Genomic DNA, 10,177 nt, shown 5'->3' on the forward strand with positions numbered 1-10,177 from the left:
GCCCCTGCGGTTCATTCAGAGCCGGGCGCTGACCCGCTCACTGTCCAACAAGCGCTGGGACACTTCCACATCCGCGTGCACCAGGACCACAGTGCCGCCGCCCTGCCACGTTGCCAGGGCCTCGCCCAGCACCTCGGGCCAGGCGGTCTGTGCCGGCACCAACAGGATCCGGGCCGGCGCCGGCTGGCCGAGCAGCTGACCGAAGGTGACGTGTCCGCCGTCGTATTCCAAGGCCACGCCGCCGGCCGGCAGGGTGTCCAACCCCAGATAAACGTCTGCATAGGACCGGACTTCCGCCGCGTAGTCCAGGACGCCGTCCGGCAATTCCCCCGGCCAACGAAGCTGGAGTGCCCCCGGGGCCACCAGTACCCGGTGCATGCTGTCTCCGGTCAACTGCCCGGGATCGGCCGAGACCAGCACGTCCGGGGCAGGTCCAGCCGTGTCCAGCCGGACGGTAGCGCCGGCCTGCCACGCTGCCAGTGCCCAGACCAGCGACCGCCAGTGCGGCTCCATCCGAACGCCCACCGTTGTTCCTTCGCCGGCGTCCAGTTCCTCGGCCAGCAGATTGGCGGTCTTGGCCACCCAGTTGTCCATGACCCGGCCGGACAACTCGACGCGTTCTCCTGCCGGTCCGTACCAGACCAGACAGGGGGAGGAGTCGGGGCGGAGCCGGGCGAGCAGGTCATTGATGCTGGCGGGAGGGTTCACGGTGTTCCTTCTGCTTCGGCCGGCGGACGCCTGTCGCGATGCGGCGGCGGCCGGGGTTTCGTTAGCTGTTGAGAGTGTGGCGTGTGTCACGACGGCAAGATTTTCGCGTGGCGTGCCCGGTTTTGGGCCCGCGTGTCTCTAAGATTCCCGCCGGCACTTGACTTGGACCGGATTACACCCGTGTAATTAGGTATTAAACGTGTAACAGCATTCTCGTATTCGGCGCTGAGATCCAGCACTGGAGTCGAACTTAGCACCATGCTGGGACAGCAACACCGGGAGGGCTGATGGGGCAGGCAGAACGTATTGCGCACCGGCGAGAGCTAGAGGCACAGGCTTCGGCATCGCAGGGATCGCGCGGCGTACCGGCAGATTGGTATGTGGATCCGGCTGATCCGGCGGCGGCAGAGCGCTTCCGCGAATCCAGCCAACAGACGCTTGAGGACGCGGCTACCGCGTTCCTGGCCGCACACGAAGCGTTGGCGGAGGAACCCGAAGCAGATGTGCTGGAGCTGTCCGCTCCGCGCTTGCTGCGGGAACCGGAGGCCGAACCCGCGCAGAAGCCGCTCTGGATCGGTTTGCCGGGCTTCGGCACCGGCTACGAGGATGAGGGCGAACTCGGCTGGCAGGCCGACGCTCTCTGCGCGCAGACGGATCCGGAGGCGTTCTTCCCCGAGAAGGGCGGCTCTACCCGCGACGCGAAAAAGGTGTGCGGCGCGTGCACGGTGCGCTCCCAGTGCCTGGAGTACGCGCTGGCCAATGACGAGCGTTTCGGCATCTGGGGAGGGCTGTCGGAGCGCGAGCGCCGCCGGCTACGGAAAAGAGCGCTCTAATTCAGCAGCAAGTTCGCGTCACCGCCGTTGTTGTTGCCCATAACGGCGCTTCCTATCTACCGCAAACCCTGGCCGCGCTGACTCAGCAGACGCGGCCGGCCGATGTCTATCTTGGCGTCGACACCGGGTCATCCGACGCGTCCGCGGACCTGCTGCGTGCCCAACTGCCCGCCGGGGCCCCGGTGGCCTCGGCTTCCGGCCGCGCCGGCTTCGGTGCTGCCGTGCGGGTGGGGCTGGCCGAGCTGCCCAAGCACGCCGACGATGGCCCTGCGGCGCAGGAGTGGCTGTGGCTGCTGCACGACGACTCAGCGCCCGCACCGGACGCCCTGGAAGAACTACTGCTCGCCGTGGAAACGGCGCCGTCGGTCACCATCGCCGGCTGCAAGCAGGTGGACTGGGACAACCCGCGCCGGCTGGTCGACGTCGGCCTGACCGTGAGCCGCTGGGCCGAACGGCTGACCATGATCGACCTGGATGAGCTGGACCAGGGCCAGTACAACGGGCGCAGCGACTTCTTCGCCGTCAACTCCGCCGGAATGCTGGTGCGCCGTGACGTCTTCGACCAGCTGGGCGGGTTTGACTCCGCCCTGCCCGGGACCGGCGACGACCTGGACCTGTGCTGGCGGAACCGGCTGGCCGGCCACCGGGTGGTGGTGGTGCCGACCGCTGCCGTCCGCCATGCCACCCGGGCCAGTGACCACACCACCGCCAAGGCGGCCCGCAAGGCACAAATTTATTTGCGCCTGAAGCACGCGGCGTGGTGGAAGGTGCCGTTCCTGTGGATTGGTGCCCTGCTGGGCGGGCTGTACAGCTTCTTAGCGTCAGTGGTAGCCAAGGACCCGATGCACGGCCTGCGGCAGCTCGGCGCAACCCTGGTGGCGCTTTTCCGCCCGGTCGGCTACTTTGCCTCCCGGCGGCAGGCGGCCAAGACCCGCAGGACCTCGCGGGGGATAGTGCGTCCGCTGATGGTGCCGCAGCGCGAGGTCTGGTCCTACCGCCGTTCGCTGGCTGAGTCCCTCCGCCCCGAACTCGCCGCCGGCGTGGTGGGGGACGGTTCCGGCACGGATGCCGGCAGCAGCGACCAGCCCACCGGCGGGTCCGACGACTTCGCCGCGCTGGCGGCGCCCGCGCGGAACTGGGTCGGTACGGGACTGGTGGTTGCCGCCGTCGCGCTGGCCATCGTGTCCGCGGTGGGCATGTTCGACTTCTTCGGCGCACCAGCACTCGTCGGCGGCGGCTTGCTGCCGGTATCCGCGACCGTCGCCGAGATCTGGCACAACGCCTCCAGCTGGTGGGTCTCGCTCGGTTCGGGGATGTCCGGGCACGGTGACCCTTTCGGCTACGTGCTGGCAGTCCTGGCATTGCTGGGGCTGGGGAACGGATCTGCCGCCGTCCTGACGCTGGTCATGCTGTCCATGCCGCTGGCCGCTGCCGGTGCCTGGTTTGCTGCCGGGGCTCTCACGCAGCGGCGCGGCCTGCGCTTCTGGGCCGCCATTTTCTGGGCCAGCGTTCCAGTGTTCCAAGTTGCTTTGGGTACTGGACGCCTGGGCGCGCTGATTGCCCATTTGCTGATCCCGTGGGCGGTGCTGGGGCTGTTGCGGGCCACCGGTTCGGCCGTCCAGCGAGTCGATGCCAACCGCCCGTTGCTGCCGCACGAGACCGTGCACAAGCCTGGAATCAATGGGAATCCTTCATGGACCGCTGCGGCAGCGGCCGGGCTCTGCCTTGCTGCTATCACGGCGTCCGCGCCGGCGCTGCTGCCGGTGGCCGTTGTCTTCGTTCTCATCCTGGTGCTCTCCTTGGGCCGCCGGGCCAAGACCGTGTGGTGGTCGCTGGTCCCGCCGCTGGCGCTTGCCCTGCCCATGGTCATTGCCGCACTGAACCAGCCGCGGGCGCTGTTGAGCGACCCAGGCCTGCCGCTGGCCTTCGACGCGGCCCCGCTCTGGCAGCAGTTGATGGGCTTCCCGCTGGCCTTCGGCCCCACCGATGGACTCGCCGGAGCCGGACTGCTGGAGGACCTGGCCCACGGGCCGTGGGCGCTGGTTTACGCACTGGTCGCGGCCGTGCCGATGCTCGTGCTGGCAGTGGCCGGCGCAATCGGGGGCGACGGAGCCGCCCGCGCACGACTGCTCTGGCTCGGCGCCTTCCTGGCGCTGGCCGCTTCCTACGGCTCGTCCATGCTGGCCACCGCGGTGGCACCCGGAGCCGTGGTTACACCGTTTACCGGTCCCTTCGTCTCGGTGGCAATGTTCCTGCTGCTGGGCGCGGCACTGATCGCCGGAAACCGGATGCAGCTGGGAATGGACTCGTGGGGACGGTCGCGCGGCGGCCTGCGGCGCACGGTGGCGGTGGCCGCCGTCGTACTCCTGGGCCTGGGTCCGGTGGTGGGCCTGGCGCATTGGCTGGTACCCCAGTTCACCGGCTACACAGCCTCCACCGAGGCCCGTTCACTGACCGATTTCGGCACGCAGATGTCCGTGGCGCCAGGCGCCGACCGCACGCTCCCGGCCACGGCCGCTGATCGAGGAACCGGGCCGGAGCAGGCGCGCGCGCTCGTACTGACCGCGGGGACCGGCGGTACCGTGACCGCGGCAGTGATGCACGGTGCCGGAACTACCCTCGATCAGCTCTCGACCATTTATGCGGCACGGACGCTGGACGGTCCGCTGCTCGAGGCCGAAGTGGGTGCCGACGATGATGCCGACGCCGAACTGCGCAATACGGTGGCCGTCATCGTGGCGGGCACCGGGGTGGATCCGCGGCAGTCGCTGGTGCGCCTGGGCGTTGACTTCGTGGTGTTGCAGGAATCCGACACGGCGGCCGAACTGCTGGCCGGGCGCATTGACGCCGTTCCCGGGCTGACCTCCGTGGGACGCACCGATGCCGGATGGCTCTGGCGTGTTGTGGGGACGACTGCCGACGACGGCACGGCGGCCGGGGCGCAGACGGCGCGGGTGCGTTTGGTTGATGCCAACGGCACGCTGCTTCAATCCGTTCCGTCCGACTGGACCGCGGCGGGAGGCGAGATTCCCGCCGGCGAGTCCGGACGACAGCTGATCCTGGCCGAAAGGAAGGATCCGGGCTGGACAGCCACGCTGAACGGCCAGCGGCTGGAGGCATCGGAGGACGGCTGGGCACAGGCCTTCGAGGTCCCCGCCGCCGCAGGGACCGTGAAGATCGGTTACGCCAGCCCATGGTCGCCGTGGATCGGTATCGTGCAGGTGCTCGCTATTGGACTGACCGTCTTGCTGGCCATCCCGATACCGGCCCGGCGGCGGTTCACGCCGCGCCGGATCGACCACATCAAAACCACCGGGGCGGATGCCAGCACCGCCGAACTACAACGTGCAGCTTTCGAAGACCCGGACGACGGCGCCACGGCAGCCTTGGCCGGAAAAGGACAGCAACGATGACCGAAACAGGCGGCCGCGGTAACCAGCCGGATCCGACAGGAGCAGAGACCGGGGCGGCAGCCTCGGACGGAGCAGCCGAAGGCGGTATGACACCGCGCCAGGAAACGGCTGCCGAGGCCCAACCGGCCGCAGCTGAGTCAACCCAGCCGGAAGCAATTGTGCCTGCCGAGCCGACGGACGCCGCGCCTGCTGAAACGGCTGCTGCCGAGTCGTCCAAGCCAGCCGCAGCGGAGGCCGCCAATCCGGCTGCCACCAAGCCTGCCCCGCCGGCGGACGCAGCGCCTCCGCAGTCGGCTGACTTAGCGACTGCTGAAACGGCCGCTGCCGAGCCGGCCGAGCCAGCCGAGCCGGCCGAGCCAACCGAGCCGGCCGAGCCAACCGAGCCGGCCGAGCCAGCCAAGCCGGCCGAGCCAACCGAGCCGGCCGAGTCGGAGCATCCGGTCGACCGCAAGGCCGCCCGGAGGGCCGAACGGCGGGACCGCACGCGTGATGCCGCTGCGGGCAAACCGAAGGCGCGGTCCAAGGGTGCCGGCCCCGGTGCGCGGCAGGGCGGAGGGCGGCGGACCATGGGCGCCATCGCCGGAGCAGGCATAGTGCTGCTGACCGGTGCGGCGGTGGCCGCCGGCAGCTTGGCGGACGCGCCCAGCGCCGCCACCGAGCTTCCACCTGTTTCCGCCGCCGTCCCGGCTGGCGACTACACCGCGGTCTGTCCGGAGCCGCTCCGGCTGTTGGACTCGGCTGCCGAGGCCACCGACCCGCAATTCAGCCCCGTCTCCACCACGGCGCAGACCAGGGCACGGGCCCTGGTGCTCAGCGATCTGAGCGGCAATGTCCCGGGCAGCGAGCTGGCTGAACTCGGCGAGGACACTCCGCTCAAGCGCATCGCCGAACCGACGGAAGAGTCCTCCGGCGAGACCAAGGTGGTGGCATCCGTGGTGTCCGGGCAGGAGCTGTCCGCTCCCACCGTGCTGCGGGCCGACCCGGTGGGGGAGACCACCGCGCTGGCCGGGGCCGCGATGTCCTATCGGGCTTCCGACGGCGACCTGCGCGGCCTGGCCGCGGCCAACTGCATGGCGCCGTCCAACGATTTCTGGCTGCTCGGCGCCTCCACCACCGTGGGTGCCACCTCCGTGCTGAAGCTGCACAACAGTTCGCAGACCCCGTCCTCGGTCAACCTCGAATTGATCTCCGGCGAGGGACAGATCCAGGCTGCCGGCACCCGCGGGCTGCTGGTGGCGCCGGGAGAATCCCGCTCCATCGTGCTGGCTGGTTTGGCCGCCAACCAGGAATCACTGGCCGTGCGCGTCCAGTCCTCCGGTGGACCGGTGACAGGCTTCATCCAACAGAGCGTTCTGCGCCAGCTGACGCCCGGCGGCGTCGAACTGTTGCAGGCATCCGCTCCCGCCGGGACGCGACAGTTGGTTACCGGGATCACCGTGCAGGATGAGAAGCTCGCGCGGAAAATTCGCGAACAGGACGGCTATCAGAACGCCGCGCCGGCGTTGGAGGTAGCGGTACCGGGTGTGACCGACGCTGTCCTTGAAGTGCGGGTCATTGGCCCGGACGGACCGGTCAGCCTCCCGGGCGGCGGCGTCATCACCGCGGCCGCCGGCAGCATCACCAGAGTTCCGCTCGATTCATTGCCGGACGGCACGTATTCCGTTGAAGTCAGCTCCGATGTCTCCATCGCGGCCGCGGCACGCGTCAGCAGGGCAACCGAGGAAGGAGCGCCGGTGGACTTCGGCTGGGCGGCCGCCACCGGCCGGCTCGGCAGCAACCACCTGGCAGTCGTTCCCGGTGGCGTCAGCTCCCGGATGGCCTTCAGCGCGCCGTCCGGTGACGCCCAGTTGGAAATTACCCTGGTGGCCGTGGACGGCGGACTGGGGAAGAAACGGACGGTCAAAGTTCCCGCCGGAACCACCGTGACGCTGAACCCCAAGGCCGACGGCGCCGATCCTGCGGCGTGGTTAATCAGTGCGTCGGGCGAAGCCGTCTACGGTGCCCAGACGCTGACCAACGGCGGCTCGGCCGACGTTGCGGTCCTTCCGGTGCCCGCCGGGACGCAGGCGCAGAACGCCGTACCGGTCAACATCGGGTACTGACCCAGCGTCTCGGTCAGGGGCGGGTCCGGCCGTAGCCCGGGTCGACGGCTTCGGGCGCCATGTTCAGCAGCTGCGCGGTCTGCTCCACCACCACATCGTGGATGAGCTCCGGCAGTTCGGCCCGCAGTCGGGCTGCCATCTGCACCGGATGCCGGAAGACGGTCACCACTGCCGGACGGCCCGGAGCGGCCGGCGTGAAGCTGCCCAGCGGCGACGCCTGGCCTCGGGCCAAGAGTTCCTCGAGATGCGGTGGGATGTCCTCGACCACGAATTGGGCTGCTTCAATCCGCTCGCCCCAGAAGTACTCCAACCGCTCGGCGGACTCGGAAACCCACTGCTCGAATTGCTCCGGCCTGGTCAGGTGACCCGGCAGGTGGGCGGGCAGCAGATCGCCGCGCAGTCCGCGGCCCCGGCGGTTCCGGCGTCGTGCGCTGAACGGACGGCGCCAGCCACCGCCGTCGCCACCCAGCGAAACAGTCAGTGATGGTCCGTGTTCCATATACCGACTTTAAGCCCGACGGCGCGAATTCGGCACTGGCCAGCAGAGGTGCGCCGGAAGCGCCCGGAGCGGCGGCGCCCCGAGAGGCCTGATTGTGACCTAATCTTTCCACACGTGCCCGTGCCGGTGGCCCGGAAGCCGAGCGGCCCAGAGTAGGATTCTTTCTCGTGGGATCCATTCGTCAATGTTCACGCTCGGCCTGTCAGCGGTCGGCCATCGCTACTTTGACGTACGTGTATGCAGATTCCACCGCCGTGCTTGGCCCGCTGGCAACCTACGCTGAGCCGCACTGCTACGACCTCTGCGCCGACCATGCTGAGCGGCTGACCGTTCCCCGCGGCTGGGAAGTCATGCGGCTGGCGCTGCCCACGCAGGCACCGGCCCCCAATCCTGACGATTTACTGGCCTTGGCCGACGCAGTCCGTGAGGCCGCCCGCACCCCGGAGATCCCCGATGAGCTGCCCCAGCCGCGCGGACAGCGTGAACCGCTGGAGCCGCCGGCCGGTGCCGCCGGCACCCGACGCGGGCATCTCCGCATTCTGCGCGGACAACCGTAGAACGATACGCTGGGAGGCGGGCAGCCCGCATTCCAGGCAACCTGCTGTCCGCTGCGAGGCCCCGCCCCGCCGTCCACCGGACGCTGGCGCAGCCGAAGCCGCCGATCGAACCGAAGGACAACATTCGCATGGCACATCTGACATCCGAGCTGCTGGCGGTCCTACGCTGCCCGGTGACCGGTTCATCCCTGGTCCAGGAGGGTGACGAGCTGGTATCCACCGGCCGCACCGCGGCAGGTGAGCGGCTGCACTACCCGATCGAAGACGGCATCCCGGTGCTTTTGCCGCAGGCAGCCCCCGGCACTGACTCCACCCCCGACAGCCCCGCCGACAACGCTTAGGAGCATGACTGTGACGATCGATTACAAGGTCAAGGACCTCTCGCTGGCTGCTGCCGGCCGGCACCAGATCCGCTTGGCGGAGCACGAAATGCCGGGTCTGATGGCCCTGCGCGAAGAGTTTGGCGCAACCCAGCCGCTGGCCGGTGCCAGGATCGCCGGTTCGCTGCACATGACCGTGCAGACCGCGGTGTTGATCGAGACCCTGACCGCTCTGGGCGCCGAGGTCCGGTGGGCATCCTGCAACATCTTCTCCACCCAGGACGAGGCCGCCGCCGCCATCGTGGTGGGCAAGGGCACGCCGGAAGACCCGCAGGGTGTGCCGGTCTTCGCATGGAAGGGCGAAACGCTCGAAGAATACTGGTGGACCGCAGAGCAGATCCTGACCTGGCCCGGCGCTGCGGACAACCCCGAGCTGGGGCCCAACATGATCTTGGACGACGGCGGCGATGCCACCCTGCTGCTGCACAAGGGCGTGGAATTCGAGGCAGCAGGCGCTGTGCCGTCGGCCTCCGCCGAGGACCCGCACGAGTTCACCATCATCCTGGACGTGCTGCGCGCTTCGCTGGCCAAGGACCCGCAGAAGTTCACCCGGGTGGCCGCCGGCATCCGCGGCGTCACCGAAGAAACCACCACCGGTGTGCTCCGCCTCTACCAGTTGGCGGAGCAGGGCCAACTGCTGTTCCCGGCGATCAACGTCAACGATGCGGTCACCAAGTCCAAGTTCGACAACAAGTACGGCATCCGCCACTCGCTGCCGGACGGGATCAACCGCGCCACGGACGTGCTGATGGGCGGCAAGACCGCCGTCGTGTGCGGCTATGGAGACGTCGGCAAGGGCGCGGCCGAGGCGCTGCGCGGCCAGGGCGCCCGCGTTGTGGTCACCGAGATCGACCCGATCTGTGCCCTGCAGGCAGCGATGGACGGCTACCAGGTCACCACCTTGGACAAGGTGGTGGGCGAGGGGCACATCTTCATCACCACCACCGGCAACAAGGACGTCATCATGGCGTCGGACATGGTCAGGATGCGGGACAAGGCCATCGTCGGCAACATCGGCCACTTCGACAACGAAATCGATATGGCCGGCCTGGCCAAGGTCGCGGGCGTGCAGAAGGTGGAGATCAAGCCGCAGGTCCACGAATGGGTCTTCGACACCGGTTCCGACGCCGAACGCTCCATCATCGTGCTGTCCGAGGGCCGGCTGTTGAACCTGGGCAACGCCACCGGCCACCCGTCGTTTGTGATGAGCAACTCCTTCGCCAACCAGACCATTGCGCAGATTGAACTGTTCACCAAGCACGGCAAACCGGCCGAGGGGTCGGCCACCGGCGAGCCCGAGTACGCCAAGCAGGTCTACGTGCTGCCGAAGGTGCTGGACGAGAAGGTAGCCCGGCTGCACTTGGACGCGCTCGGCGTCGAACTCTCCGAACTGACCAAGGAACAGGCCGAGTATCTGGGCGTGGACGTGGCCGGCCCGTACAAGTCGGACCACTACCGCTACTGATCCAGAAAGAGACGACGGCGATGGCCACCTGGCGTCCTCTAGCGGTCGTTGCAACACCCTAGGTGGCTAGGTAGTCAAGAGTAAGTCACGCAGACGCTCGGCTGGGGAGTCCCAGTCGAGCGTTTTGCGTGGCCGGCCGTTCAGTTCCTGGGCTACGTGTTCGAGGTCCTCGGGTCCGTAGACGGAGAGGTCGGTGCCCTTGGGGAAGTATTGGCGCAGC

Annotated in this window: 8 protein-coding genes and 1 pseudogene; 6 read left to right on the forward strand and 3 right to left on the reverse strand. The window is 68.5% G+C overall.

Going from position 1 to position 10,177, the window contains the following annotated elements:
* Window positions 1-15: 15 nt before the first annotated feature.
* The gene (locus AB0N75_RS06830) at window positions 16-708 is read right to left on the reverse strand and encodes a TIGR03089 family protein (RefSeq protein ID WP_364646991.1); all 693 of its coding nucleotides are present in this window, start codon (window positions 706-708) and stop codon (window positions 16-18) included.
* A 287-nt stretch (window positions 709-995) separates the two neighbouring features.
* Here AB0N75_RS06830 and AB0N75_RS06835 point away from each other — a divergent pair, with 287 nt between their 5' ends.
* The 3 genes from AB0N75_RS06835 to AB0N75_RS06845 are packed head-to-tail and all read left to right on the forward strand — an operon-like array spanning window position 996 to window position 7,056.
* Window positions 996-1,541, forward strand: coding sequence for a WhiB family transcriptional regulator (locus AB0N75_RS06835; protein ID WP_127511942.1), 546 nt, complete (start codon window positions 996-998; stop codon window positions 1,539-1,541).
* Complete coding sequence (locus tag AB0N75_RS06840) at window positions 1,541-4,954, forward strand: glycosyltransferase family 2 protein (RefSeq protein WP_364647062.1); 3,414 nt, start codon at window positions 1,541-1,543, stop codon at window positions 4,952-4,954. Before AB0N75_RS06835 ends, AB0N75_RS06840 begins: the two co-directional genes overlap by 1 nt.
* A complete protein-coding gene (locus AB0N75_RS06845; protein ID WP_364646994.1) occupies window positions 4,951-7,056 on the forward strand; it encodes a DUF5719 family protein in 2,106 nt (701 codons plus the stop codon). Before AB0N75_RS06840 ends, AB0N75_RS06845 begins: the two co-directional genes overlap by 4 nt.
* Window positions 7,057-7,069: 13 nt before the next feature.
* Here the strand turns inward: AB0N75_RS06845 and AB0N75_RS06850 are convergent, their stop codons facing one another.
* Window positions 7,070-7,555, reverse strand: coding sequence for a metallopeptidase family protein (locus AB0N75_RS06850; RefSeq protein WP_364646997.1), 486 nt, complete (start codon window positions 7,553-7,555; stop codon window positions 7,070-7,072).
* Window positions 7,556-7,722: 167 nt separating this feature from the next.
* Between AB0N75_RS06850 and AB0N75_RS06855 the strand changes: the two genes are divergently transcribed.
* From AB0N75_RS06855 to ahcY, 3 genes are all read left to right on the forward strand, one after another.
* Window positions 7,723-8,112, forward strand: coding sequence for a DUF3499 domain-containing protein (locus AB0N75_RS06855; protein ID WP_364647000.1), 390 nt, complete (start codon window positions 7,723-7,725; stop codon window positions 8,110-8,112).
* Between the two features lie 128 nt (window positions 8,113-8,240).
* Window positions 8,241-8,453 carry a Trm112 family protein gene (locus AB0N75_RS06860; protein ID WP_364647003.1) on the forward strand — a complete coding sequence of 71 codons (213 nt, stop codon included), beginning with the start codon at window positions 8,241-8,243 and terminating at the stop codon, window positions 8,451-8,453.
* 10 nt (window positions 8,454-8,463) lie between these two features.
* Window positions 8,464-9,957, forward strand: a complete 1,494-nt coding sequence (ahcY, locus tag AB0N75_RS06865) for an adenosylhomocysteinase (RefSeq protein WP_364647006.1) — start codon at window positions 8,464-8,466, stop codon at window positions 9,955-9,957.
* 66 nt (window positions 9,958-10,023) lie between these two features.
* On the opposite strand, the pseudogene AB0N75_RS06870 reads toward ahcY, so the two are convergent.
* Window positions 10,024-10,177: pseudogene (locus AB0N75_RS06870) on the reverse strand (IS30 family transposase); the annotation flags it as partial.

The sequence above is a fragment of the Arthrobacter sp. NPDC089319 genome (assembly GCF_040684925.1).
Classification (GTDB): Bacteria; Actinomycetota; Actinomycetes; order Actinomycetales; family Micrococcaceae; genus Crystallibacter.